Source organism: Neobacillus drentensis, assembly GCF_036965425.1.
Classification (GTDB): Bacteria; Bacillota; Bacilli; order Bacillales; family Cytobacillaceae; genus Neobacillus; species Neobacillus drentensis_F.
On the sequence record NZ_JBALPP010000012.1, the window covers coordinates 14,073 to 40,501 of the forward strand.

Here is a 26,429-nt window from a genome sequence, read left to right on the forward strand (position 1 = left end):
TTGACTCAGGCATTAACAAGCAAGAAAATCGTTATTCTTGAAGAAGAAAGTGTTACATTTCCACAGGGATTTAAAGCAGGCGGCATACATTGCGGGATTAAACGTAAGAGACTCGACCTCGGTTACATAGTTTCCGAAAAACCAGCTGTAGCTGCCGGTGTATATACAACGAACATTTTTCAAGCTGCACCACTTTTAGTAACACAGGAAAGTATCGCAAAAGAAAATAAAATTCAAGCAATCATAGTGAATTCCGGAAATGCCAATGCTTGTACGGGTGAGCAAGGCTTAAAGGACGCATATGAGATGCAAAAAGGATTTGCAGCTGAACTTGGGGTTCAGGAGCACCTAGTTGCAGTAACCTCAACGGGTGTAATTGGTGAACTATTACCGATGGATAAAGTAAATTCGGGAATTAAGCAAATTCTCGCTAAAGAAAATGAAAATGAATTATTTTTTAAGCAAGCGATCCTTACAACAGATACTTGCATAAAGCAGATTGCGGTACAACTTCAAATCGATGAAAAAACAATTAGAATTGCCGGAGCCGCCAAAGGGTCAGGGATGATCCACCCGAATATGGCAACCATGCTCGGCTTTGTTACTACAGATGCAAACATTGCCCACGAAGACCTGCTATTTGCATTAAAAGATGTAACGAACCAAACCTTTAATATGATTACCGTAGACGGTGATACCAGCACGAATGATATGGTTTTAGTAATGGCCAATGGCCTAGCGGAAAACAATCAGCTTACAAAGGACCATCCGGATTGGGAAGTCTTCAAAGAAGGATTAAAAATAGTTTGTGAGTCCCTTGCAAAGAAAATCGCCAGAGACGGTGAAGGCGCAACAAAGCTGGTTGAAGTTCAAGTTAACGGAGCATTCAACGTAGCTGAAGCTTCAGCAGTAGGTAAATCAATTATCTCTTCCAATCTTGTAAAAACCGCAATTTATGGAACGGATCCTAACTGGGGCAGAATCGTAACGGCAGCAGGCTATAGCGGAGTTCCTCTAGAACCGAATAAACTAAAGGTTTCCATAGGAACCTATACAGTTTTTGAAAATGGATTACCAAGTTCCTTTGTAGAAGAAGATGTGAAGCAATATCTAGAACAAGAAAATGTCAAAATATATATAGATTTAAATCAAGGTGATTCCAGTGCTACCGCTTGGGGATGCGACTTAACATATGATTATGTGAAAATCAATGCATCCTACCGCACTTAGGGGAGGAAGGCAAAATGAAATACTTAGTCATTAAGTGCGGCGGAAGTGTGTTAGATAATCTGCCAAGATCATTTTATGAAGATATAGTTAAAATGCATGAAGCTGGTGAGTGGACGCCGATAATTGTACATGGCGGCGGACCTCTTATTACATCCTTATTGAAATCCCTGAATGTTCAAACCACATTTGTTAATGGTTTAAGAGTAACTAATCATGAGGTCCTTGATGTGGTCGAAATGGTTTTAAGCGGATCCGTTAATAAACAGGTCGTCAGAAATTTAATTGAAGTTGGCGGAAATGCTATTGGCGTCAGCGGAGTTGATGGAAGCTTGCTGCAAGCAATCCCAACGCAAAACGCCGAAACGCTGGGTTTTGTTGGCGATGTTACGGGAGTTAACAAAAAGGTTCTCGAAGGAATTATTTCTCAGGGAAATATTCCGGTTATATCTCCAATTGGAATAGATGCCAGCGGTCAACGCTATAACATTAACGGTGACATTGCAGCGTCAGCAATTGCTAAGGCACTAGGAGCAAATCTTTGTTTTATCAGTGATATTCCTGGAATATTAGTCGAAAAAAATGGTGCTAAAACAAAGCTTGATAAAGTGTCAAAGGCAGTAATAGAAGAAATGATTGATAATCAAACTATTTATGGAGGCATGATTCCAAAGGTAAAAGCTGCGATTGACGGACTTGTTCACAACATACCTGAAGTTGGAATCATCAACGGATTTGATAAAAATAGTCTTATAGATTATACCGACGGTAAAAAGGTCGGAACCAAAATTGTGTTAGATGAGGAGATTGCGTAATGTCGAATACTACTTCCGTTTCCCAAATCTCGCCTGTGATGGCAACCTACGGACGCTTTCCTGTCACACTTGTAAAAGGGAAGGGAAGCTACGTATGGGATGATCAAGATAACCAATTCTTAGATTTCACTTCTGGAATTGCTACCTGTAACTTAGGGCATGTTCCCAATGCTGTAAAAGAAAAACTGGAAGAACAGCTGCAAAATCTTTGGCACTGTTCGAATCTATACAATATTCCAAATCAAGAGCAACTGGCAGCACTTCTTACAGCAAACAGCTGTGGCGACCAGGTCTTCTTTTGCAATAGCGGCGCAGAAGCGAACGAAGCAGCCATCAAGCTGGCCAGAAGATACTCTAACAAAGTGAAAGGGAATGGGTCACCTACTATTGTAACTTTCAAGCAATCCTTTCATGGCAGAACGTTAGGAACATTAACAGCTACCGGTCAGGAAAAAATTCAGCACGGATTTGCACCATTAATCCCTGGATTTAGCTACCTGCCTTTTAATGATATTGATGCACTTGATGAGCTTTACAGCATTAAACCAGCTGCAGTACTTTTAGAACTTGTCCAAGGTGAAGGCGGCGTAATTCCAGCATCCCAAGAATGGGTTGAAAAACTCGCACAGATTTGCAAAGAAAATCACATCCTTCTAATGGTCGACGAAATTCAAACAGGCATCGGCAGAACAGGAACTCTTTTTGCTTATGAACAATACTCAATTGAGCCTGACGTAATCAGTATCGCCAAAGGTCTTGGCTCTGGATTTCCTATCGGGGCCATTATCGCCAAGGAAGAAGCAGCCAAAGGCTTTGAACCGGGCAGCCATGGCAGCACCTTTGGGGGAAACCCTTTAGCAACGGCCGCCGGACTGGCAACTCTTACTCAAATAATTGAAACAAAGCTATTAGATCAAGTTAAAGTAACTTCAGAGTACTTAGATTCACAGCTTCAGAATCTGAAAGAAAAGTACTCTTTTATAAAGGATATTCGCGGAAAAGGCCTCCTAAAAGGCTTGGTTGTTGAAATTAACGCCCTAGAAGTTGTCCAAAAGGCGATAACGAATGAACTGTTGATATTAACAGCAGGCCCAAATGTAGTACGGATTTTACCACCATTAACTGCCTCAATAGAGGAATTAAATGAATTTATAATCAAGTTGGAAAAAACATTCCAAAGTATGGAGAAAGGCGAGTGAGTGTTTTGAAACAAGGATATCTTACTTTGGAAACGGGAGAAGTATTTGAAGGAATGCTGATTGGTGCCCAAAAGGATTCTCTCGGAGAGGTCGTTTTTAATACGAGTATGACCGGCTATCAAGAAATCATTACCGATCCTTCCTATGCTGGACAAATCATTACATTTTGTTACCCGATAATTGGAAATTACGGTGTTAATGCGCTCGATGATGAAAGCATTTCCCCAGCTTTGGCTGGAGTAGTAATTGGGGATTTATGTGAAATGCCGAGCCATTATCAATCGATTAATAAATTTTCCGAAAAACTAAAGCAGGCAGGTGTTCCAGGGATTGCCGGAGTGGATACTCGACTTCTTGTCAAAACCATTCGAAGCCGCGGAACCGTTAAAGGATATTTAAGTACAGCGAAGGAAGCACAATTTTTAGATACTGAAAAAGCACCACTATGGGTGGAAAAAGTATCGACGGAAAAGATTCAATTTTTCAAAAACAATGGACCGCATGTTGTATTAATCGATTTTGGTTATAAAAAATCGATTCTGAATGCTCTTTTAGAGGAAGGTTGTTCCGTTACAATCGTGCCTTATAATACTTCGTATGAAAAAATTAAAGCATTGAATCCGGATGGAGTCTTACTCTCAAATGGTCCTGGAGACCCGATGGCACTCCAGAAGTATTTTTCGGAAATAAAAAAGATTAGTCAGTACTTCCCAACGCTCGGAATTTGCTTGGGGCATCAGTTAATCGCCTTGGCATACGGTGCGAAAACAACAAAACTTGCCTACGGCCACCGCGGCGGCAATCATCCTGTCAAAGAATTGCGAACAGGAAAAGTAAAAATGACTGCTCAAAATCATGGCTTTGTGGTCGTGGATGAAAGCATCGATTGTCAGGTATTCGATATTACCTACCGTAATGTAAATGACCAATCAATTGAAGGACTAATGCATCAAAGCTATCCAATCCAAACCGTTCAATTCCATCCTGAAGCCCACCCGGGGCCAAGTGATACAGAATATATTTTAAAAGATTTCGTAAGCCAGATAGCTTCACTAGGAGAGACTCGCTATGCCTTTAAATAAAAACTTAAAAAAAGTACTAGTAATCGGATCAGGCCCGATTGTTATCGGTCAGGCAGCAGAATTTGACTATGCAGGAACACAAGCTTGTATTGCTCTTAAGGAAGAGGGCTTAGAAGTCGTTTTAATTAACAATAATCCTGCTACTATCATGACGGATGAAGCCGTAGCCGATAAGGTGTATATTGAACCATTGAATGTTGAAACGATTGAAAAAATCATCCAGAAGGAAAAGCCGGATGGAATCATCGGTACCCTTGGCGGGCAAACTGGATTAAATTTAACAGTACAATTATATGAACAGAATATATTAGAAAAATACAATGTAGAATTGCTTGGAACTTCAGTAGAGTCAATCAAAAAAGGGGAAGATCGTGAAAAGTTCCGTAATTTGATGCTTCAGATCAGCGAACCAATTCCAGAATCAGCAATCATTCACAGCTACGATGAAGGTGTAGCATTTGTGAACGAAATTGGTTTTCCTGTCATTATCCGCCCAGCTTATACGCTTGGAGGGGATGGAGGCGGTTTTGCCCACAATGCTGAGGAACTTGAAATCGTTCTGAAAAAAGGTTTAGCTGCAAGTCCGATCCAACAGGTGTTAGTAGAACGCAGTATCAAAGGCTGGAAGGAAATCGAATACGAGGTCATGAGAGATGCCAATGATACCTGCATCATTGTTTGTAATATGGAAAACATGGACCCAGTTGGTGTCCATACGGGTGACTCCATTGTAGTTGCGCCATCACAAACCCTAACAGATGTTCAGTATCAGATGCTCCGTGATTGTTCCCTAAAGGTCATTCGTGAATTAGGAATTATCGGAGGATGTAATATCCAGTTTGCGCTTCATCCTGAATCTAACCAGTATTACATCATTGAAGTAAATCCGAGGGTTAGCCGCTCATCTGCTTTGGCATCAAAAGCTACCGGCTATCCAATAGCAAGGATGGCGGCAAAATGCGCGATCGGCTATCACTTAGATGAGATTGTGAATCCGATAACAGGCAACACCTTTGCTTCGTTTGAGCCAGCGATTGATTATATTGTGGTAAAACTGCCGCGCTTTCCGTTTGACAAATTCCCTGAAGCCGATCGGACATTAGGGACGCAAATGAAAGCAACTGGGGAAGTCATGGCCATTGATCGGACCTTTGAGGGTGCTTTAAATAAAGCAATCAGATCGATGGAAATGAATGTATATGGTCTTTGCTTAGAGACAAATAAGTCATTAACAGAATCATCTATCATCGACCTTCTTAAAACAGCGAATGACCGACGTCTGTTTATTATTGCTGAAGCATTCAAACGAGGAATTTCTCTTGAAAAAATTCAACAGCTGACCCAGATAGATCCATGGTTTTTGCACAAAATTAATTCAATCGTTTCTTTGGAAAAGGAATTAGCTTCATATCATTGGAGTGAGGTTCCTGTTACCCTGCTGAAGCAGGCAAAGCGAAATAATATTGCTGATAAGCTTTTATCGCAAATTTACAATATTCCTGAAAAACAAGTGAGAAGCAAATGGAAGGAACTGAATTGGAAACCAGGCTATAAGATGGTCGATACATGCTCGGCTGAATTTGATGCCGTTACTCCATACTATTACTCTACCTGGCATGGATTTGATGAAGTGGAAATCACCAACAAGAAGAAGATTCTTGTCATCGGTTCAGGACCAATAAGAATTGGCCAAGGGATTGAGTTCGATTACTGCTCGGTTCATGCAGCAAAAGCAATAAAGAAAAAAGGTTTTGAAGCTGTTGTAATAAATAATAACCCAGAAACTGTCAGCACCGACTATTCAGTTGCAGATCGACTATATTTTGAACCCCTTGCGGCTGAAGATGTTCTGCATGTCATTGAAAAGGAAAAAGTTGAAGGGGTCTTAATTCAGTTCGGCGGGCAGACGGCGATTAATCTTGCACATGATTTAGAAGAAGAAGGGGTAAAAATCCTAGGCACATCAGTTCAGAATGTAGATCGATTAGAAGACCGGAAAGAATTTTATCAGCTTCTAGAGGATTTACAAATTCCTCATATTGAAGGAAAAACCGCCGATACCACAGAAAAACTGGTTGAAGCAGCGGGAGAATTAGGCTACCCAGTTCTCGTAAGACCATCTTACGTGATTGGCGGACAATCGATGTTTACCATTTTTTCAGAAGAGGAACTAAGAGGTTACACGAAGCAGCTTGAAAATAACTCAAGCGAAAAAATGTGGCCGTTATTAGTAGATAAGTTTATGCCCGGACTAGAATGCGAGATTGATGTGATTAGTGATGGGGAATCGATTGTGGTACCTGGAATCTTTGAACATATCGAAAAAGCAGGTGTTCACTCAGGCGATAGTATATCAGTCTTTCCACCAATTTCATTATCAGAAAAACAAAAAGAAACATTAATAGATTATGCGAGCAGGATCGCAAAGACTACGCCGATTGTTGGAATGATGAATATTCAGTTTGTTATTTATGAAAATCAAGTCTATGTATTAGAGGTAAACCCGAGGTCATCAAGAACGGTGCCTATTATCAGCAAAGTAACGGGAGCTCCGATGATTGAGTGGGCGACGAGTGTACAATTAGGCGAATCCTTAAGTGATTTGTGTCTGAACCAAGGATTAATGCCAGAACCAAATTATTTTGCTGTGAAAGCACCTATTTTTTCATCCAGTAAATTAAAGGGTGTGGACCATGTACTTGGACCTGAGATGAAGTCAACAGGTGAAGCGCTTGGAATGGGTCTGACCTATCAAGAAGCCCTTAATAAGGCAATACCAGCTTTAGAGGGGAAAATAGAAGATAACTATATTTTATGTTCCATTTCTGATCGAGAAAAGCCGGCTAGTCTTCCAATAGTTAAAGAGCTTTTAGAAAAAAAGTTTAAATTAGCGGCAACAGAAGGAACAGCATTATTTTTTGAAATAAATGGCATCCCTGTTGATAAAGTAGTAAGGGATGATCAGGATATTAACCACCTTTTCCGTAATCAGAAAATGAAGGCAGTCATTAATCTGCCAAACCAAGGCCGAAATAAACTGAAATTTGGTTTTCAAATTCGGGAGCAGGCGATACGGTATAAGGTGCCGGTTTACACACATTTGGATACGGTGGAAGCGACCATTGGTTTACAAAAAGGTCCGATTACTAATCTTGATGTCCGCTCAGTAAGCGAATTTTACAATTTGAATGAAAGAGGTGCTGTTCATGCTAGAAGCCATTAAGTTGAACGAGAATAAATTACAATTTAAAGGAAAAGACTTTTTACAGCTTTCTGATTTCAGTCCAGAGGAAATCTTATATCTTCTGGACGAGGCTCAGGAACTGAAGGCTATGCAAAAACAGGGTAAACCACATCCATACTTAAGCGGGAAAGTATTGGGAATGATATTTGAAAAATCTTCGACACGTACAAGGGTATCTTTTGAGGTTGGCATGCTTCAGCTCGGGGGCCATGCGATATTCTTGAGTTCACGTGATATTCAGCTTGGAAGAGGCGAAAGTATTTCCGATACGGCAAAAGTATTATCGCGCTATGTTGATGGCTTAATGATCCGAACTTTTGGCCATGAATCTGTTGAAGAATTAGCTGAACATGCTTCTATCCCCGTTATAAATGGTTTAACGGATTTGCAGCATCCAACCCAAGTAATGGCGGACCTTTTAACCATCCTTGAACATAAAGGAAAATTGGCCGGATTAAAGCTTTGTTATATTGGGGACGGAAACAATAATATGGCACATTCCTTAATGGAAGGCGCTGTGAAGGTGGGAATGGACATTAGCATTGCCAGTCCGCCGGGATATTTGCCTAATGGAAAAATTACCGAAAAGGCAATTAAAGCAGGGAAACAATATGGCAGTACAGTTATGATTACTAATGATCCAGTTGAAGCTGTGAAGGGTGCAGATGTCATTGTGACAGATGTATGGACCAGCATGGGGCAGGAAGAAGAAACAGAAAAGAGACTTAAGGATTTTGCATCCTATCAGGTTAATAAGGAGCTTTGTCAGTATGCCAAAGATGATTTTATCTTCTTGCACTGTTTACCGGCACATCGCGGTGAAGAGGTAACGGCTGAAATCATTGACGGGCCGCATTCCGTTGTTTTTGATGAAGCAGAAAACCGTTTACACGCACAAAAAGCAATTTTAAAATTATTACTAGCATAATAGTATTTATTTTTTTGAGAAATAGTGTATAATAATTCTATTGATTGAATAATAATACACACAAACGTAAGGAGATATTAAAAATGGCGAAAGAGAAAATTGTTTTAGCCTATTCAGGCGGTTTAGATACTTCGGTTTCGGTTAAATGGATTCAGGAAAAATACGGATATGATGTTATTGCATTAGGTCTGGATGTTGGTGAAGGAAAAGATCTTGAAGCAATTAAAAATAAAGCCCTAAACGTTGGCGCTATAAAAGCCATCATGATCGATGCTAAAGAATTATTAGCAAAGGAGTATATTCTTCCAGCTTTAAAGGCGAATTGCTTATATGAAGGGAAATACCCGCTTTCATCTGCCCTTTCACGACCATTAATTTCAAAATTACTAGTCGAGGTTGCAGAACAAGAGGGTGCTGCAGCAGTAGCCCACGGCTGTACAGGTAAAGGAAATGACCAGGTTCGCTTCGAGGTTTCTGTTCAAGCATTGAATCCAAGTTTAAAAGTGGTCGCTCCGGTTCGTGAATGGGGCATGACACGTGATGAGGAAATCAAGTATGCGCAGGAAAACGGTATTCCAATCCCTGTTGATTTGGATAATCCATTCTCAATTGATGCCAACATCTGGGGACGTGCCTGTGAGGCAGGAGTTCTTGAAGATCCTTGGGCAGAAGCACCTGAAGAAGCATACGACTGGACGAATCCAATTGAACTAACTCCAGACCAGGCGGAGTATGTTGAAATTGAATTTGAACAAGGTGTTCCTGTTGCTCTTAATGGCGAAAAACTTCCTTTAGTACAATTAATCGAAGATTTGAACACTCTTGGCGGCAAACATGGTGTTGGCCGAATTGACCACATTGAAAATAGATTAGTAGGAATCAAATCTCGTGAAGTCTATGAAAATCCTGCTGCGTTAATTTTAATTAATGCTCATAAGGAATTAGAGTTTTTAACATTGACTCGTGAGGTAACACAATTTAAGACACAGGTTGAGCAGCAGATGGCAAAGATTATATATGAAGGCCTTTGGTATTCACCAATTAAACCAGCTCTTGATGCGTTTATTAATGAAACACAAAAAACCGTTACTGGAACAATTCGAGTGAAGCTTCATAAAGGCAGTCATACTGTAGTTGGACGTAAATCTCCATACAGCCTTTATAACGAAGAACTAGCAACCTATACAAAAGGTGATGCATTCGACCACAATGCAGCAGTTGGTTTCATTAAACTATGGGGACTGCCAACAAAGGTTTATTCTGAGGTAACCAAAAAAGAATCAGTTTTAAAATAATTCTAAAGCGCCCTCGAAGCCAAAATTTCGGGGGCAAACTTCTTAATGGAAGGCAGATTTTGGAGCTTTACTTATGGAATTTTGCGATTCGCCGATAAATTTGAAAATTCGCCGATAAAATGAAAAATTCGCCGATAAAATGGTAAGATTCGCCGATAAACCTGCAAAATCCGCCGATAAATTTTTTTCCAAACAAAAAAACATTAAAAAAGCCCAGTTTGAAAGGGGAAAATAACATGTCCAAGCTATGGGGCGGACGTTTTACAAAAGAAACGAATAAATTAGTCGAAGAATTTACTGCTTCAATCTCTTTTGATCAAAAACTAGCAAAAGAAGATATCGCCGGAAGCCTTGCCCATGTCACAATGCTTGGGGAATGCGGTATCATCCCAATGGAGGATGCTGACAAAATAAAAAATGGTCTTCTTAAGATTAAAGAGAAAGTGGATCGTAACGAAGTAGAATTTTTAATAGAAGATGAAGATATTCATATGAATATTGAAAAGCTTTTAATTGAAGAAATTGGACCTGTCGGCGGCAAACTCCATACCGGACGCAGCCGTAACGATCAAGTCGCAACAGACATGCATTTATATCTTCGTACAAAAACGACTGAGTTGATTAAATTAGTCGAAGATGTCCAGCAGGCGATCATCAAGCAGGCCAAGGAGAACGTAGAAACACTGATTCCTGGTTATACACATTTGCAGCGTGCTCAGCCAGTGTCATTTGCCCATCATTTAATGGCTTATTTTTGGATGTTTGAACGTGATAAAGAGAGATTGTTAGATTCTTTGAAACGTGTAAACTGGCTTCCACTTGGTTCTGGAGCATTAGCAGGGACGACTTTTCCGATAAACCGCGAACTTGTTGCCGACCTGCTCGGATTTGAAACCATCTATCCAAATAGCATGGATGCCGTCAGTGACCGTGATTTTATCCTTGAATTTCTATCAATCGGGTCAATCATCATGACGCATATCTCCAGATTTTCTGAAGAATTAGTGATTTGGTCCAGCCAGGAATTCCAATTTGTCGAGCTTGATGATTCTTTTTGTACCGGATCAAGCATTATGCCGCAAAAGAAAAATCCTGACGTACCAGAATTGCTTAGAGGAAAAACAGGGCGCACCTATGGCAATTTAATAGGTTTATTAACAGTCCTTAAAGGATTGCCACTGGCGTATAATAAAGATCTACAAGAAGATAAAGAAGGTATGTTTGATACTGTTGAAACACTGGAAGGCTCATTAATGCTCCTCGCACCGATGATTGAAACTATGACCGTGAATAAAGAAATCATGCGAAAAGCGATTAACAATGATTTTTCTAATGCTACAGATATTGCCGATTATCTAGTTAGAAAAGGATTGCCGTTCCGTGATGCCCATGAAGTTATCGGGAAAATTGTTTTATATGCGATCCAATCCAGCAAATTTTTACTGGATTTAAGCTTCGATGAATATCAGCAGTTCAGCCCATTGTTTGAAGAGGATATTTATGAAGTATTAGCCCCGGAACATGTAGTGGCTGTCCGCAATAGCTTCGGAGGAACGTCACCAGAGCAGGTGAAAGCGCAAATTAAACTTGCTGAAGGAAAGCTGCAGCAATAATATAAAGCTCGCCGAATTGAAGTGAACCAAAAAAGTTAGACATATATTTATTAAGCAACCTGTTGGACCTGAGACCGGTATTCTACTGGACTCAGGTCTTTTAGCTTTTTCTTTATACGTATATTGTTGTAGTAGTAAATATAATCGTGTAATTCCTGTATAAAATGCTCAATACTTTCAAAATCCTGGAGATAGAGGAGTTCTGTCTTTAGGATGCCAAAGAAGTTCTCGATAACGGCATTATCGAGACAATTTCCCTTTCGGGACATGCTTTGTGTAATATTCCGGTCTTTTAGAGTTTTCTGGTACTTGGGCATTTGGTAATGCCATCCTTGATCTGAGTGGAGAATCAACTTATCCTCTGGATGTAAAACCTCTAAAGCTTGTTCAAGCATTTCGCCTACTAAATCAAAAGAGGGACGAGACTTAACTGTATACGAGATGACCTCACTATTAAACAAATCAAGAATAGGAGATAGATAGAGTTTTTGTCCGAAAAGGCTGAATTCTGTTACGTCTGTTACCCATTTCTGATTAGCCTTGTTGGCTTGGAAATCCCGATTTAGCACGTTAGGCGCAACTTTCCCTACATTTCCGCGATAGGACTTATATTTCTTCATACGAACCTGGCACTTGATCCCCATCTGATTCATTAGCTTGAGGACTGTCTTGGGGTCAAGAATTAAGCCTTTCTTATCAAGCTCTTTTTTAATGTTACGGTGTCCATAACGACCCTTATGTTGGTGATATATTTCTTGTATTTCTTCTTTCACCTTTGAGTATTTATCAGTGCGGTCCATGTGTTTTGTCCAATAAGAATACGTACTTCTTTTGATATCCGCAATCTTGATCAACTCAGCGACTTTATATTCATTCCTTAGTTCAAAAATTACTTGCGCTTTGAGTTTTGTTGTAATTTCTCCTTTTCCTGAACTAAGGCATTCAACTTTTTTAGATAAGCGTTCTCCATTCGTAAACGCTCGATTTCTTGGATAAGGGATTCATTGGTTTGACTGGTCGAATTGTTCTTTTTTCTTTCTTTTGTCATGGGAGGTCGCCCCTTCTTCTTTGGTAATAGGGCTTCCTCTCCTTTTGTTTCAACAGCTCTTTTCCAGTTATTAATAGTGGTAGGATTAGGAATATTAAACTTCGCCGCTGTATCAATAAGAGATGCCCAATTATCGTCCATCTATTTGAGTACCTCCATTTTAAACGCTGCGGAGTAGTTTGCATAACTTTTTCTTAAGGAATCCTCTCCGTGTTCTAAATAAAGGTTTACCCACAGTTGAATTGTTTTATGAACAGTACCTAGCTTTTTAGCAATATCCCTATAAGACAGGGAACCATTTTCATATTCTTTTACTGCCCATAACTTGTCCTCGAATGTAAATTTAGCCATTAAAAAAACTGCACCCCCATTGTTAGTTTTGTGTCTAACAATTTTGGTGCAGTTCAAATTGGCGGGCTTTTCATATGGCAAATTATTTGTATGAAAATCCAAAATAGGGGATAATTTCCTTAGGGAAAATTTCCAAACTAATGTGTGGAGGTTAGATATGAAATATAGAGTTTCAGTAGTGCAGTACCATTTACATACGATTAATTCGTTTGAAGAATTCGCTGCTCAGTGTGAGCATTATATAAAAACAGCTGAAGAATTCGGGGCTGAATTTGTTTTGTTCCCTGAGTTTTTTACCACACAGCTTCTTTCCATTGGCAACGGAAAGGGGGAAAGTCTAACCATTGACGATTTGCCAGACTTTACGGAACAATACCGAGAGTTGTTTTCTAACTTTGCCAGACAGACCAACATGCATATTATTGCCGGTACGCATGTTATTAAAAAAGATAATAAGCTTTACAATACCGCCCATTTATTTTACCCTGACGGAAGAATTGGCGAACAGGCAAAGCTTCATATTACTCCCACAGAGGTAAAGGAGTGGAGTATGGTACCTGGTGATTCGTTTCAAATTTTTGAAACAGAAAAAGGAAAAATAGCCCTTCTTACTTGCTATGATATTGAATTTCCGGAAATTGTCCGTATGGCCAAAGCAAAAGGCGCTGATGTTATTTTTTGTCCATCCTGTACGGATGATCGTCATGGCTTTCATCGGGTGCGGTACACCAGTCATGCACGGGCAATCGAAAATCAAGTATATGTGGTTTTAACCGGAACAGTTGGCTCACTGCCAACAGTTGACTTTATGAGGGCAAATTTTGGCCAGGCAGTTATTATTACTCCTAATGATATTCCTTTCCCGCCGCGCGGCATTTTAGTGGAAGGGGAAATTAATGATGATATGGTTGTGACAGCTGATCTTGATTTAGATCTATTGTATGAAGTCCGCGAACGCGGTTCTGTTACAACCTGGCGCGACCGCAGAACTGATTTATACCCTGATTGGGAAAAGTAGGATGTGATCGGATGTACAGAAGTGAATTTTTTGTTTTTGATATGGAAAAACCAATGCCGGTTATCATTCGCAATTATACAAAAGAGGATTTTGACCAGCTCATTGAAATCCAAGCTGAATGCTTTCCTCCTCCTTTTCCATCGGAATTATGGTGGAATAAAGAGCAATTAACTAACCATGTTACTCTTTTTCAAGAAGGAGCTATATGTGTGGAGGTAGATGGAGTGCTAGCGGGCTCTCTCACCGGTCTATGTGTGGATTTTGATCCAAAAGAAATCAATCATTCATGGGATAAAATCACTGATCACGGGTATATCCGTAACCATAAACCGAATGGAAATTCCTTGTATATTGTAGATATCAGCGTTCGCCCAAAGTACCGAAAACTGGGTCTTGGTAAGTTAATGATGCAGGCTATGTATCATGTTGTGATTGAAAAGGGGTTTGACCGGCTGCTTGGTGGGGGCAGGATGCCTGGCTATCATAAAGTGGCGCATCAAATGACGCCCGAAGAATACTTGACTGCCATCATTAAGGGGGAGGTAAGGGACCCTGTCATTACCTTTCTCCTAGGCTGCGGCCGTGTCCCCTTAGGTGTTTCAACAAATTATCTAGATGATGAAGAATCCTGCAATCATGCAGCGATTATGGAATGGAGGAATCCATTCAAATAAAGAATGGGGGCTTATATACAAATGGAGTATAAACGAATAACAAATATTCAGGACCCAAATTTTAAAAAGCTTCATGATTTAATGGGGAAGATATTCCCGCCTGAGGAAGTATTGGATTATGAGCTATGGAAAGAACCGCTAGAAGATCCAAGTATCCGCGTATTTGTTGCGATTGATGGTGATCAGGTAGTGGGAGCTACAGAATACCGATATTACCCGAATTGGAATATCGCAATGACAGACTTCACCATTATTAGTAAGCCAGGGTTAAGCCTTGGCCGATTTTTAGCACAGAATCGTTTGAAGGATTTACAAATGCTTGCAAAAGAGAACGAAAAAGAGCTTTTTGGTATGTTCGCTGAAATTTATGATCCATATAGAGTAGAACATCATGAATTCGGCGGTGTGAAAGTGATGGATCCATATGTGCGCAGGGAGGTACTATCCCATCTAGGCTATAACCGTCTGGATCTCGCTTACGTCCATCCATCATGGGAAAATAACGGTGAGGCTGTTTCTGGCCTCGATTTATGCTTTATGCCGACAAGTGGTGAGGTCCATGGTTTACCAGCATCTCTTGTAAAAGATTTTCTCACTACGTATTATTCAGTGCTTTCAAATAAACCGCAGGAATGGCTTAATATGATTGAAAAAATCGGTAATAAAGAAACAATTGAATTATTGCCGCTTTAAAAAACTATTGACATTGACTGAAGATTCAGCTAATATTCATTTTATATTCTTGGAAATTTAATGAAAAATTATATATCTCTTATCCAGAGCGGCGGAGGGACATGGCCCGATGAAGCCCGGCAACCTTCAAGGTAATCCTTGAAAAGGTGCTAATTCCTGCAGGTTTTGATAAAACCTGATAGATAAGAGGAGGAATCCGTGCCCTCTTCTTATGAAGAGGGTTTTTCGTATTTTCTAACTATTTATTGAAGGGGTGCAAAAAAATGACTGTAATAAAGGTGGCAATCTTAGGTTTTGGAACGGTTGGAGAGGGTGTCTACCGGACAATTGAATCCCATGCTGACGACCTTGAAGCCGTTTTAGGCAAAAGAGTGGAAGTGGCGGCTATTCTAATCAAAAATAAGCAGAGGGAAAGAAATATTCGTAAAGATGTTTTAGTAACTACAGACTTTGAAGATATACTTAACTTGCCAAAGCTTGATATTGTAATTGAAGCCATTGTAAACAAGGAGCCAACCTTTACTTTTTTGCAAAAGGCAATTGAGCGGGGCAGCCACATTATTACAGCGAATAAGGAAATGTTTGCACACCACGGGAAACAGCTGATCGCACTGGCAAATGAAAAAAATGTCTCGGTTGGATTTGAAGCTACAGTAGCCGGAGGGATTCCCGTCATACAGACATTAAGGCAATTATTAAAAATTAACCGGGTTCAACAAATTCAAGGAATACTAAATGGAACCTCAAATTTCATCCTAACCGAAATGAGAGAAAAGAAGTGGTCCTTTGCCGAAGCCTTGCTTCAGGCTCAAAAAAATGGCTATGCAGAAGCAGACCCAACCAATGATGTCGAAGGCTTCGATGCCTTTTACAAAGCAATGATTCTCAGCCGAATTGCATTTGGAGAAGAACCGAATTGGCAGGACGTTGAACGTCAAGGAATCACTTCTATCACAAGTGAATTAATTGACGCTGCCGAAAAATTAGAATTGAGATTTAAACATATTGCCAGTATCTCTAAGGAAGGCAGTCAATTACAGGTATCTGTTAAGCCAGCTCTTGTCGGGAAGGAGAATCCTTTTTATCATGTAGAAGGCGTCGAGAATGCTGTAAGTGTTCATTCAGATATTGTTGGCAGAATCACACTGCAGGGTCCTGGAGCGGGGATGTTTCCTACAGCTAGTGCTGTTATAGAGGATTTGGCTTACGTGTGTCAAAACAATCATATAAAACGAAATTTTAATCAAACTGTCTCCGAAGAACTAGAGCATAAAAAAGGGCAGACGAAAGAATTCTGGTTAATAACTGGTCTTTCCAAAAATCTCTTAAAACCATCAATCTCCTGGATTGATGAAATTTCTAATGGAATATTTGTTATTAAGGCTGAAAAAAAGGATTTAGATAAACTTGCAAAGCTAGATGAAAGAATTAGTTATTTTCCAATCCTTGGGGAATTTGAAAGTGAAATTGTCTCATTCGAGGAAAAGGTATCAGTATTATAGGTAATAAAAAGAGCATCTTTTTTTATTGGATGCTCTTTTTAATCCACAGATTTATCCCCATTAAAAAACTTTGAATATAGCTATTTCACATTGTTATGCACACTATCCACAATAAAACCTGCTATGTTCACATTCTCTTCAAATTTCTAATATTAATATGTTAAGAAACTGTGAAAGTCGTTGCGGTTATATATACAGGAGAGTATATTAAAAGTGTAGAGAAGATAGTGAAATGATTCACAACCTTCTACTACAATAACAGCTAGCTGATTCGTCCCTAACAAAAAGGGAAGTTAAAATCATTCATAAACTTGTGAAATACTTCACAAGAAATAAATAGGAGATGATTGTGATGAGATGGTACAAAACACCTCTTGCTGCAGTTGTATGGACAGTATTACGAGTTTGGCTTGGCTTACAATGGATTGAGGCAGGTTATCATAAATTAACAGGCGGTTTTGCTGCAGGTGGTTTCCTTAAAGGGGCTCTGGTAAATGCAACAGGGGAACATCCAGCAGTGCAAGCCTGGTACGCTGACTTTTTACAACAATTCGCGATCCCAAATGTTCATATCTTTAATGTCTTGATTCCTTGGGGAGAAATGTTAGTAGGTATAGGTTTAATAGTGGGATTAGCAACAATTCCCGCATTAATCGCCGGCGCATTCATGAACTTAAACTTTATGCTCGCGGGAACAACAAGCACTAATCCAATACTTTATACAGCAGCGATGATTCTATTATTCGCAGGTACTGGAGCTTACTACTTCGGACTTGACCGATTTACAGTACCATTTGTCAAAGGCTATTTCCAAAAAGTCCATGCAAAAAATGTGAACATGAATTAGTGTTAAAACAATGAAAAATTAAAATTAAAGAAGCAGGGCAAACCTGCTTCTTTTTTTTAGGATTATTTTTTACTTCGATTTTGGACGCGCTGGTTGGCTGCATTAGCGCGTGCCAGTGCCTCAAGATCGGCTCCATCAGCCATTTCCTTCGAAAACTCAACATCCTGTCCATCTGATTTCATGTTTTTTGGCACTTGTGGAAGTGAAGCCTTATTTTTATCTCGTGAACCATGTCCGCGTGAACGGCCCATTGCAAAAACCCCTTTCAAATGTTAACTGTTGAGAGGAAAAATGCTCTCTACTGTAGTTTTAACAAATTAAAAGGGGTCCATTAATGGAAAATTCTTTAAAAATTTGGTGTTCTATAGCTTCGTTTTTCTGTCGGAATAACCGCCTGCACGGTCTGCCATTTTAAATTCCCTCTGATAGGATACCTCTTGCATGCTTGTAAGACTGTATTTCCCTCTATCCTTATCCTTTTTTTTCTTTTCAGCCATTTTGCTCATTCCTTTCAACATTTTTTTGTCAATCGTCATCAAGCTATGTGGTAAAAATAAAGCACTATATGTACTTATTTCCATTTTTACCTTTTAGGAAAGGAATGATACCGATTTAAGTAAATATATTTTGTAAGGCTTTTTGAAGATCACAGTATTTATATTTAAAACCTGAATCCAATAATTTATTTGGTAATACCTTTTGACCATCGACAACTAATGTACTCATTTCTCCCAAAAGTAATCGGAGGACAAAGCTTGGAACCGGCAGCCAATGAGGACGATGTAATACCAGAGCAAGTGTTTTTCCAAACTCGCTCATTGTAACCGGGTTTGGTGCCGTAAAATTAACTGGTCCTTGAATGTTCTCGTTTTCAATAATAAAAGTAATCCCTTTGACGATATCTTCAATATGAATCCACGACATCCACTGCCGGCCAAGGCCGATATTCCCACCAATAAAAGCCTTATATGGAAATGCAATTTTTGGCAATGCTCCCCCGTTACGGTCAAGGATAATTCCGAATCTACAAAAGGTAGTGCGTATTCCCAATTTTGCTGCAAAACCTGCTTCGTATTCCCATTGCTTGACGGTTTCAGCTAAGAAATCATTTCCGAGTATTTGCTCTTCTTCTGTAAACACCTTGTCTAATGAAGTTCCATAAATACCGACTGCACTGGCATTAATAAATGCCTTTGGTTTACGTTCCAATTTCTTCATTATTTCTAATAGCTCATTAACAGCCTCAAGCCGGCTGATTAATATTTTGTTTTTTCTTTTTTCTGTCCATCTGCCGCTATTAATCGACTCTCCAGCAAGGTTAATAAAAATATCAGTATTCTGAAGTTCGGATATGGGGTTTGAATTTTCACTCAGCCATTGTACATATTTAATTCGGTCATTTTTTTTTATGGCAGGTAACCTTCTAGTTAAAATAACGACTTTATGATTGTTTTTTAGGAATTCTTCTACCAGTGCCTTCCCGACAAAGCCAGTTCCGCCCGCGATTGCAATTTTCATGAAAAACACCCCCGTTTGCTTTTATTTTACTATATCAAATGAAAAATATGGTAAAGTATTCTTGAGGTGAAGGAAATGGCTATTATTACGAAAATCACCACACAGCAGAAAAATCAAGACCGATTTAATGTGTTTATGGATTACGGAAAAGGCGAGGAATATGCCTTTAGTGTTGATAGTGATGTATTAATAAAATTTCAGTTAAAAAAAGGCATGGAAATTGATGATTTTTCCTTCATGGAAATTCAGTTCCAGGATGATATTCGTAAGGCATATAATCTAGCTGTAAATTATTTAGCTAGGAGAATGAGGTCGGCGAAAGAAATTAGGGATTATCTTATTCAAAAAGAAGTAGATGAACCTGTTATCGAGGAAGTTGTTCATAAATTAATAAATCAGAAATACATCAATGATGAGGATTATGCTTTTGCTTATGTACGAACACTGGCCAATACGACTGATAAAGGTCCTGATTTAATCAAACTGGAATTAAAGGAAAGAGGGATTGAGGAGGGAATTCGTCTTCGTGCACTCGAGGAATTTCCGCTCGAACAGCAGATAGGAAAAGCAACGAAAATGAGCGATAAGTTCTTCCAAAAGAATTCCAAGGACTCTTTTAAAATTCAAAAGCAAAAGCTGGAGCAATTACTGCTTAGAAAAGGATATCCTTTTGAGGTTATTCAAATTGCTGTTAATGAATCTGAAGTGAATAAAGAAGTTGATGAGGAAATGGAAGCCATTAAATTTCAGGGGGAAAAAGCCCATCGGAAATACTCTCAATTCAGCGGTTTCGAATATGAGCAAAAGATGAAGCAAGCTTTATATCGGAAAGGCTTTCCAATCGATTTAATCGAGAGGTACTTAGCTGAAAGTAAAAAATCATGACAAGCCGTCATGATTTTTTACTTTCAATAATAATCTCATTTTGATCAATTTGCTCAAATATCATTTCAGCCACCTGTTTAGGTGAGCTTAGCCGTGATGGATCTTTAATATGGTCACTGCCCGACCAAAATGGTGTAGCCATGCCCCCCATGTAAACAGCATTAATTTTAATTCCACTGTCCTCATATTCCTTTTGCAGGCTTTCGGTGAAGCCTCTGACAGCAAATTTGCTCGCTGCATAAACTGCTTCATTGACCTTTCCGCGTAAACCCGCAGTTGAAATTATATTCATAATCCTTCCTTCGCCCTTAACCTGTAGAAGCGGTAATACTGCCTTCGTCATAAAAATTGTTCCTAACACATTTGTATTTAACATTTCAAGGATTTGCTTTTCATCTATCTCTTCAAACGGCCCAAAATGTCCTACACCGGCATTATTCACCAATCCAGCTATGTGGCAGGTACTGCCAATATCTTTTATTTTCTCCGAAACTTCTTCATTATTCCGAATGTCTAGTACAAGGATATCAGCAGTACCGCCACCGGATTCAATCTCATCTTTGGCAGCAAGTAATTTAGCAGAATTTCTACCAGCAAGCAAAAGATGATACCCCTTTTTTGAAAAAAGAAATGCTAACTCTTTTCCCAAGCCTGTCCCAGCTCCAGTTACGATGATTGTTTTCATTAAATTATCTCCTTCAAAATGGTTTTTATCTTTATTAATTTTACAAAAATAACTATACTAAAATAAAGAGAAATGGGAGGGAAAAGGATGCAACAGGAGAAGCGGTATAGTGAAATGACAGAGCATGAATTAAGGCAGGAAATTGCTGCGCTGCAAGAAAAAGCAAGAAAAACCGAGCAAATGGGGATGGTAAATGAATTTGCTGTCCTTGAAAGAAAAGTTTTAATGGCAAGAGCATATTTATTAAACCCTGAATCCTTTAAATCTGGGGAAATTTACGAAATTGAAGGAGACCCTGGCCAGCATTTTAAAATAGACTATATGAATGGCGTATTTGCTTGGGGCTATCGGCTAAAAGGTAATGGTAAAGAAGAAGCACTGCCGATATCCTTGTTAAAGCAATTGAAGTGACAAACCAGAGAACCTAGTCTCTGGTTTGTCTTAGTACTACAAATTAAAATTGTGGTGATTCGTCATCGCGTTCACCGGAAGCGCGCATACGCTCTTGAGGATGCGTATTGATAGTGCCGTTTGCTCTTTTTGAAGCATATTCTGCTTTTGCTCTCGGTTCTCCCTCAAACTTATTATTATTTTGATTTGGGAACCCAGTTTGTTTATTTCTCATGCTGTACCTCCATAAAGGGAATGAGAAAAACGTGAAAAGCATTGCTTGTCTTTCAATGCTTACCACGTAACGTTAGTATTTGCTTAAATTTTTACGGTTATGTTATAAGAAAATGGCAATTGGGGTGTGTGTATGAATGATTATCATGAAAAATTAGCGAACCTGCTTTTAGACAAAAATGACCAGCTTTCCTATCAGCAAGCGCGGACTTGGGTTGAGCTGCTTTGGGAGGATTTTGAAACCACATACGCAAAAGCGGGCAGGGAATATATGGGCAGTGAAATGACAGAAAGAATTGTTAAACAATGGATTGAACATTACGGAGATAAACTGCATGAATTTGCAGCGACCAATCCGAAATATAAACATTTTCTGGAGCAAGCAAAAAATACACTCCATTAAAAAAAGCAAGTGATTATTGGCCACTTGCTTTTTAACTTGGGATAATCCCTAATTTTTTTCGCAATTTCTTTTCGCTGAACACCCAGCCTGTATAAGAGGTAATTCGGTTTAGATTACAATCTAATTGCACCACAGCTACAAAGGGATAATGACCATTGCTTCGATAGCGCAAATCAATAAAACGGACCTCATAATAATCAGTGAATTCATCTATTTCCCAACGATAGACCGGAGAGAATGAAAGAAAAGCGGAAATATTGTCATCCTTTTTCGCTGCTTCAATTAAGGGTGTTTGTGGAACTGGAACACGTTTAAAACGATCCAGAATTTCTACTTTTTTATCTTCGGACCTGCCAACAAAAAACATGCTTTTATTCATGGCAGCAATTCGCCACTGATGAAATTTCATGGTTGGAGCAATTATAATTTCCGTTGCATCAGGAATCAGGGTTCTTACCTCAACTAATACTCTCCTTTTAGCCTGATACCTTCTTAAATAGTAGACGATGATAACTGCATACATAATCAGAAAAGTATAGCCTGGATTTGCTCCTAATATCCAAATGAAGATCCCAACAACGTGAATTCCAAATATGATCGGATCAAAGGTATTAATCACACCGAGCGCCACCCATTTTGAGGAGAAGGGCCTTAATGCCTGAGTTCCGTATGCATTAAATATATCAACGAATACATGGATAAATACGGCAGCAAAGGTCCATGCCCAGAGATGAAGGAGATTGGCCCCCTGAAAAAAAGGGTAAATGACTGCGACAATTAAGAGCGGCCACAGGATGACCGCGGGAATAGAATGGGTCACTCCGCGATGATTTCGAATATAAATGGCATTATTTCTTAGTTTTAAAACAGTGTCAATATCTGGTATTTGTGAACCTGCTATTGTTGCAATTAAAACACTGGTTGTAGCAGCATGGCTGGCGGCCACCGCTGGATCGAGGGTTGCAAGACCACCCAGTGCAATGCCCATGACAACATGAGTTCCAGTATCCAAACGGAATATCCTCCTTCAAAATGTTCTTGTCATAATAGAAAAATTAACTTATTGTAAAATGAAAATGCTTTTCTTTTTGCTAGTTTTTTACGGAGGGCTTAAAGTTATGTTAATTGAACTAAAAAATATTACAGAAATCAATATAAATGCTTTTCAAAATGATTTAATTTCTTGGTTTAAGGCGGAACAGCGGGACCTTCCCTGGAGGAAAGATCAGGATCCATATAAGGTCTGGGTATCAGAAATAATGCTGCAGCAAACAAGAGTAGATACTGTCATTCCCTATTTTAATCGCTTTATCGAATGGTTTCCCACCATCGAAGACTTAGCCGAAGCGGAAGAAGATAAAGTTCTAAAAGCATGGGAAGGACTTGGTTATTACTCAAGAGTTCGGAATTTGCAGTCTGCAGTTAAGGAAGTAAAAGAGAATTATAATAGTAAAGTACCCAGCACCCCTGAAGAAATTGCGAAACTTAAGGGGGTCGGACCTTATACCGCAGGTGCTATTTTAAGCATTGCCTATGGAGTTCCAGAACCTGCTGTTGATGGCAATGTTATGCGCGTTTTATCAAGAATACTTTCTATTTGGGAAGATATTGTGAAACCATCGACACGAAAAATTTTTGAAAATGCGGTTCGGGAATTGATATCACATGATGATCCGTCTGCCTTTAACCAAGCTTTAATGGAATTAGGGGCATTGATTTGTACCCCAACCTCTCCATCATGTTTATTATGCCCAGTTCGTGAACATTGCCACGGGTTTCATGAAGGTGTACAAAGTGAGCTGCCAGTGAAAACGAAAAAAACAAAAACACGTCATGTACAATTAGCTTCCGCTATTCTTTTAGCTGAAAATGGGAAGATTGTCATTCATAAACGGCCCTCGTCAGGATTACTTGCAAATCTATGGGAATTTCCAAACATTGAGATTGTTCATCCATTGCAGGTTGATCGCGAGCAAGTTGCCGTTCAATTTAATCAATCTCTGAATTTATCCGTCAAGCTTGATCAAATTATCGGCCAAATTGAGCATGTTTTTTCACATTTAGTTTGGAATATTAAAGTGTATACAGGTAAAATATGTTCCGAGTTTGTAGAAAGTGATGAATGGCGGCTTGTTTCGTTAGCGGAAATGGAAGAATACGCTTTTCCTGTTTCCTATCAAAAAATGTTAAAGCTTTATCAGGAACAAAAATAGGAAGAACGCCGTGACCTTGTTACGGCGTTCTTTTTTTCTAGTGTTTGATTCCTCCGCGATTTTCAATTTCTTCGATAATTTCTCTGTGTATGGTTTGCCCCTCGCTATTTAAATAGGGGGCAATTTGCTGCAGAGAGTGATGAAAAAAAGCAAGCTCGTTATCCTTCCAGTCAGATTTAGCCATCATTGAAAGCTCTGTCATATCCCTTCCTGCATACATAAAACTTTCATCCCTTCTTTATGGTATTTTCCCTTAGTGTTTGGTCTATTAATTGTCTTCTATTCATGGAAAAGCTAAAATAGAAGCTATACTTGATTGAGGAAAGGAAAAGGAAAATGACACAAAAAGTAGCATTAATTACTGGAAGCAGCAGAGGAATCGGAAAGGCAACTGCCCTTCGGCTTGCTGAAGCGGGATATGATATTGTCATTAATTATGCGAGAAGTAAGAAGGGTGCCTTAGAAACAGCTGAACAGGTTGAGGCATTAGGCAGAAAAGCCTTAATAATCAAAGCCAATGTTGGAGATGTAGACAAAATTAAAGATATGTTCGCCCAAATTGAACAGGAATTTGGCCGCTTAGATGTATTTGTCAATAACGCGGCTTCCGGTGTGCAGCGCCCGATTATGGAGCTGGAAGAATCACATTGGGATTGGACCTTGAACATCAATAGCAAAGCTCTTTTATTTTGCGGCCAGGAAGCGGCAAAATTGATGGAGAAAAATGGTGGAGGGAAGATTGTCAGCATAAGTTCTCTAGGGTCGATACGGTATCTAAAGAATTATACTGTGGTAGGCGTATCAAAAGCAGCCCTCGAAGCATTGACAAGGTATTTAGCGATTGAACTGGCACCAAAAAATATTGTTGTAAATGCCGTTTCCGGCGGTGCGGTAGATACAGAAGCATTAAAGCATTTCCCTAATCGGGAGGAGTTGCTTCTAGAAGCAAAAGAAAAAACTCCTGCTGGGAGAATGGTTGAAATTGAGGATATGGTAAACACCGTAATGTTCTTATTATCTGATGATTCAAGTATGATTCGTGGACAAACCATCATCGTTGATGGAGGAATCTCATTACTCGTTTAATTATTTTTAAATAATTTTTTTTGGATAATCTTCACGAAGCAGGGATACATTAATATTCGTGGAGGTGATTACAATGGCAAACTTCAATCAACAGCCAAACAAAACTTCATCTGGAACAAACATCCAGGAAGTAAGACAACAAAATGCTCAATCCCAAGCTGGTGCGGGTGCAGCTGGTGCAGCTGGCCAATTTGGTACTGAATTTGCGAGTGAAACAAATGCTGCTGAAGTAAGAGCACAAAACCAACAATCTCAAGCTCGTAAAGGTCAAGGCAACGCTGGTCAATTCGGCCAAAGCTAATAACATTTTATTTGAAGGCACTCTTCCAATCGAAAGAGTGCCTTCTTCTTGTGCGGACTGCTTTTCCTATTCGACAAAACTTCCTTTTTGTCTACATAAGTAGTCAAAGGGAATTAAAGTTTGTTCCAGAATACATATTAGGTACAAATAATAAGGCGGTGAGGGAAATGAATCATTTTAACCGATTAGTTTCCGAACAAATGGCAACGATGGAAAAATTATTATATCTTCAGGCTGAACTTGAACGTTGTCAGCAAATTGAAGAAGAACTGCAGTCATTACAGAACGAAACCGATCTTGAAAGTATTCAAACTGATATTCAACTTATGAAAAAAGAGTTGAAAGAAATTCAGTCTATGTTTGAAAAACAGACAGAAGAGGTTATTAATTCATATCGGGAATCAAGCTTAACTCCTTCCTTGTAATGAATAATAATGAAAATGAAGAGAAAAATTCGCAAATTTTTACAAAGAGCCACTTGAAATGTGGCTCTTTTGTTTTAAATTCTGTTCTCAACCGTTATAATAATAGAAAATAGGAATTTTCTTTGTTGCCTTTTGTCATTATATTTCAAAGAATAGGTTACAAAGCGTTCAGTAATGAAGGTAGGGGAGAACATGGGCGTACCCATCGAAGGTGAACCGATGCAAATACATAGCTACAAACACAATGGGCACATCCATCGCGTCTGGGAAGAAACAACCGTTTTAAAAGGGTCACAGCATTTAGTGATTGGTGGAAATGATCGGACATTGGTAACAGAATCAGATGGTAGAACGTGGATTACAAGGGAACCTGCCATTTGTTACTTCCATTCACAATACTGGTTTAATGTAATTGGAATGATCCGTGAAGACGGCATTTATTATTACTGTAATATCAGTTCACCGTTTATTTTTGATGGTGAAGCACTTAAATATATTGATTATGATCTTGATATAAAGGTGTATCCTGATATGACGTTTAATTTGCTAGACGAAGATGAGTATGAGCGGCATCGCCGCGAAATGAATTATCCGGATGTGATAGACCAAATTCTCAAGCGAAACGTTGATAAATTGATTCAATGGATTCGGCAAAGAAATGGCCCATTTGCACCAGATTTTATTGATATTTGGTATGAGCGTTATTTAACATATAGACGTTAAGGGTAGCGTAGGTGCCTGTTGATTTTATCA

General features: G+C 39.2%; 28 protein-coding genes, 1 pseudogene and 1 riboswitch. Of the genes and pseudogenes, 21 read left to right on the top strand and 8 right to left on the bottom strand.

Annotated elements, in window-relative coordinates; genetic code table 11:
• The 8 genes from argJ to argH all read left to right on the top strand — a co-directional run bounded on the left by argJ (position 1) and on the right by argH (position 11,403).
• Positions 1 to 1,230, top strand: a complete 1,230-nt coding sequence (gene argJ / locus V7161_RS02970; RefSeq protein WP_335442202.1) for a bifunctional ornithine acetyltransferase/N-acetylglutamate synthase — start codon at positions 1 to 3, stop codon at positions 1,228 to 1,230.
• 14 nt (positions 1,231 to 1,244) lie between these two features.
• Positions 1,245 to 2,042, top strand: a complete 798-nt coding sequence (argB, locus tag V7161_RS02975; RefSeq protein WP_335442203.1) for an acetylglutamate kinase — start codon at positions 1,245 to 1,247, stop codon at positions 2,040 to 2,042.
• Positions 2,042 to 3,241 carry an acetylornithine transaminase gene (locus tag V7161_RS02980; RefSeq protein WP_335442205.1) on the top strand — a complete coding sequence of 400 codons (1,200 nt, stop codon included), beginning with the start codon at positions 2,042 to 2,044 and terminating at the stop codon, positions 3,239 to 3,241. The genes argB and V7161_RS02980 overlap by 1 nt, the downstream gene beginning before the upstream one ends.
• 5 nt (positions 3,242 to 3,246) lie before the next feature.
• On the top strand, positions 3,247 to 4,323 hold the full coding sequence (locus V7161_RS02985; RefSeq protein WP_335442244.1) for a carbamoyl phosphate synthase small subunit: 1,077 nt from the start codon (positions 3,247 to 3,249) through the stop codon (positions 4,321 to 4,323).
• On the top strand, positions 4,310 to 7,546 hold the full coding sequence (gene carB / locus V7161_RS02990; RefSeq protein ID WP_335442207.1) for a carbamoyl-phosphate synthase (glutamine-hydrolyzing) large subunit: 3,237 nt from the start codon (positions 4,310 to 4,312) through the stop codon (positions 7,544 to 7,546). The genes V7161_RS02985 and carB overlap by 14 nt, the downstream gene beginning before the upstream one ends.
• Positions 7,530 to 8,495 (top strand): ornithine carbamoyltransferase, encoded by a 966-nt coding sequence (argF, locus tag V7161_RS02995; RefSeq protein ID WP_335442209.1) that lies wholly within the window; start codon positions 7,530 to 7,532, stop codon positions 8,493 to 8,495. The genes carB and argF overlap by 17 nt, the downstream gene beginning before the upstream one ends.
• An 83-nt stretch (positions 8,496 to 8,578) precedes the next feature.
• On the top strand, positions 8,579 to 9,790 hold the full coding sequence (locus tag V7161_RS03000; protein WP_335442210.1) for an argininosuccinate synthase: 1,212 nt from the start codon (positions 8,579 to 8,581) through the stop codon (positions 9,788 to 9,790).
• A gap of 236 nt (positions 9,791 to 10,026) precedes the next feature.
• Complete coding sequence (gene argH, locus V7161_RS03005) at positions 10,027 to 11,403, top strand: argininosuccinate lyase (protein ID WP_335442211.1); 1,377 nt, start codon at positions 10,027 to 10,029, stop codon at positions 11,401 to 11,403.
• Between the two features lie 50 nt (positions 11,404 to 11,453).
• On the opposite strand, the pseudogene V7161_RS03010 reads toward argH, so the two are convergent.
• Positions 11,454 to 12,802 (bottom strand): annotated as a pseudogene (locus V7161_RS03010) (IS3 family transposase).
• A gap of 157 nt (positions 12,803 to 12,959) precedes the next feature.
• On the opposite strand from V7161_RS03010, the gene V7161_RS03015 reads away from it, so the two are divergent.
• From V7161_RS03015 to V7161_RS03035, 5 genes are all read left to right on the top strand, one after another.
• A complete protein-coding gene (locus V7161_RS03015; protein ID WP_335442212.1) occupies positions 12,960 to 13,820 on the top strand; it encodes a carbon-nitrogen hydrolase family protein in 861 nt (286 codons plus the stop codon).
• Between the two features lie 11 nt (positions 13,821 to 13,831).
• Positions 13,832 to 14,494 (top strand): GNAT family N-acetyltransferase, encoded by a 663-nt coding sequence (locus V7161_RS03020; protein ID WP_335442213.1) that lies wholly within the window; start codon positions 13,832 to 13,834, stop codon positions 14,492 to 14,494.
• A 21-nt stretch (positions 14,495 to 14,515) separates the two neighbouring features.
• The gene (locus tag V7161_RS03025) at positions 14,516 to 15,187 is read left to right on the top strand and encodes a GNAT family N-acetyltransferase (RefSeq protein ID WP_335442214.1); all 672 of its coding nucleotides are present in this window, start codon (positions 14,516 to 14,518) and stop codon (positions 15,185 to 15,187) included.
• Between the two features lie 76 nt (positions 15,188 to 15,263).
• Positions 15,264 to 15,376: riboswitch (SAM riboswitch) on the top strand.
• Between the two features lie 74 nt (positions 15,377 to 15,450).
• Complete coding sequence (locus V7161_RS03030; protein WP_335442215.1) at positions 15,451 to 16,689, top strand: homoserine dehydrogenase; 1,239 nt, start codon at positions 15,451 to 15,453, stop codon at positions 16,687 to 16,689.
• Positions 16,690 to 17,041: 352 nt separating this feature from the next.
• Positions 17,042 to 17,536, top strand: a complete 495-nt coding sequence (locus V7161_RS03035) for a DoxX family membrane protein (protein WP_335442216.1) — start codon at positions 17,042 to 17,044, stop codon at positions 17,534 to 17,536.
• 62 nt (positions 17,537 to 17,598) lie between these two features.
• Here V7161_RS03035 and V7161_RS03040 read toward each other — a convergent pair whose 3' ends face one another.
• The 3 genes from V7161_RS03040 to V7161_RS03050 all read right to left on the bottom strand — a co-directional run bounded on the left by V7161_RS03040 (position 17,599) and on the right by V7161_RS03050 (position 19,054).
• The gene (locus tag V7161_RS03040; RefSeq protein ID WP_335442217.1) at positions 17,599 to 17,787 is read right to left on the bottom strand and encodes a YfhD family protein; all 189 of its coding nucleotides are present in this window, start codon (positions 17,785 to 17,787) and stop codon (positions 17,599 to 17,601) included.
• A gap of 111 nt (positions 17,788 to 17,898) precedes the next feature.
• The gene (locus V7161_RS03045; RefSeq protein ID WP_223589763.1) at positions 17,899 to 18,033 is read right to left on the bottom strand and encodes a YfhE family protein; all 135 of its coding nucleotides are present in this window, start codon (positions 18,031 to 18,033) and stop codon (positions 17,899 to 17,901) included.
• Between the two features lie 115 nt (positions 18,034 to 18,148).
• Positions 18,149 to 19,054 carry a TIGR01777 family oxidoreductase gene (locus V7161_RS03050; protein ID WP_335442218.1) on the bottom strand — a complete coding sequence of 302 codons (906 nt, stop codon included), beginning with the start codon at positions 19,052 to 19,054 and terminating at the stop codon, positions 18,149 to 18,151.
• A 75-nt stretch (positions 19,055 to 19,129) separates the two neighbouring features.
• On the opposite strand from V7161_RS03050, the gene recX reads away from it, so the two are divergent.
• The gene (gene recX, locus V7161_RS03055; protein WP_335442219.1) at positions 19,130 to 19,939 is read left to right on the top strand and encodes a recombination regulator RecX; all 810 of its coding nucleotides are present in this window, start codon (positions 19,130 to 19,132) and stop codon (positions 19,937 to 19,939) included.
• Positions 19,940 to 19,946: 7 nt separating this feature from the next.
• On the opposite strand, the gene V7161_RS03060 is transcribed toward recX, so the two are convergent.
• Entirely contained in the window at positions 19,947 to 20,624 is a 678-nt protein-coding gene (locus V7161_RS03060; RefSeq protein ID WP_335442220.1) for an SDR family NAD(P)-dependent oxidoreductase, read from the bottom strand.
• A gap of 87 nt (positions 20,625 to 20,711) precedes the next feature.
• On the opposite strand from V7161_RS03060, the gene V7161_RS03065 reads away from it, so the two are divergent.
• Positions 20,712 to 21,035 carry a YfhH family protein gene (locus tag V7161_RS03065; RefSeq protein ID WP_335442221.1) on the top strand — a complete coding sequence of 108 codons (324 nt, stop codon included), beginning with the start codon at positions 20,712 to 20,714 and terminating at the stop codon, positions 21,033 to 21,035.
• Between the two features lie 43 nt (positions 21,036 to 21,078).
• Here the strand turns inward: V7161_RS03065 and V7161_RS03070 are convergent, their stop codons facing one another.
• Positions 21,079 to 21,249: a small, acid-soluble spore protein K gene (locus V7161_RS03070; protein ID WP_223589771.1), complete on the bottom strand. Its 171-nt coding sequence runs from the start codon at positions 21,247 to 21,249 to the stop codon at positions 21,079 to 21,081.
• 132 nt (positions 21,250 to 21,381) lie between these two features.
• Here V7161_RS03070 and V7161_RS03075 point away from each other — a divergent pair, with 132 nt between their 5' ends.
• On the top strand, positions 21,382 to 21,651 hold the full coding sequence (locus V7161_RS03075; protein WP_335442222.1) for a YfhJ family protein: 270 nt from the start codon (positions 21,382 to 21,384) through the stop codon (positions 21,649 to 21,651).
• 31 nt (positions 21,652 to 21,682) lie between these two features.
• Here the strand turns inward: V7161_RS03075 and V7161_RS03080 are convergent, their stop codons facing one another.
• A complete protein-coding gene (locus V7161_RS03080; RefSeq protein ID WP_335442223.1) occupies positions 21,683 to 22,663 on the bottom strand; it encodes a metal-dependent hydrolase in 981 nt (326 codons plus the stop codon).
• 106 nt (positions 22,664 to 22,769) lie between these two features.
• On the opposite strand from V7161_RS03080, the gene mutY reads away from it, so the two are divergent.
• Positions 22,770 to 23,864 carry an A/G-specific adenine glycosylase gene (gene mutY, locus V7161_RS03085; protein WP_335442224.1) on the top strand — a complete coding sequence of 365 codons (1,095 nt, stop codon included), beginning with the start codon at positions 22,770 to 22,772 and terminating at the stop codon, positions 23,862 to 23,864.
• A 37-nt stretch (positions 23,865 to 23,901) separates the two neighbouring features.
• Here mutY and V7161_RS03090 read toward each other — a convergent pair whose 3' ends face one another.
• A complete protein-coding gene (locus tag V7161_RS03090) occupies positions 23,902 to 24,084 on the bottom strand; it encodes a hypothetical protein (protein ID WP_335442225.1) in 183 nt (60 codons plus the stop codon).
• Between the two features lie 116 nt (positions 24,085 to 24,200).
• Between V7161_RS03090 and fabL the strand changes: the two genes are divergently transcribed.
• The 4 genes from fabL (at position 24,201) to ntdP (ending at position 26,399) form a co-directional block, all read left to right on the top strand.
• On the top strand, positions 24,201 to 24,950 hold the full coding sequence (fabL, locus tag V7161_RS03095; protein WP_335442226.1) for an enoyl-[acyl-carrier-protein] reductase FabL: 750 nt from the start codon (positions 24,201 to 24,203) through the stop codon (positions 24,948 to 24,950).
• Positions 24,951 to 25,023: 73 nt separating this feature from the next.
• Entirely contained in the window at positions 25,024 to 25,251 is a 228-nt protein-coding gene (locus V7161_RS03100; RefSeq protein WP_335442227.1) for a gamma-type small acid-soluble spore protein, read from the top strand.
• Positions 25,252 to 25,418: 167 nt separating this feature from the next.
• Positions 25,419 to 25,676 (top strand): YgaB family protein, encoded by a 258-nt coding sequence (locus V7161_RS03105; RefSeq protein ID WP_335442228.1) that lies wholly within the window; start codon positions 25,419 to 25,421, stop codon positions 25,674 to 25,676.
• A gap of 192 nt (positions 25,677 to 25,868) precedes the next feature.
• Positions 25,869 to 26,399, top strand: a complete 531-nt coding sequence (gene ntdP / locus V7161_RS03110) for a nucleoside tri-diphosphate phosphatase (protein ID WP_223589785.1) — start codon at positions 25,869 to 25,871, stop codon at positions 26,397 to 26,399.
• Positions 26,400 to 26,429: the final 30 nt, after the last annotated feature.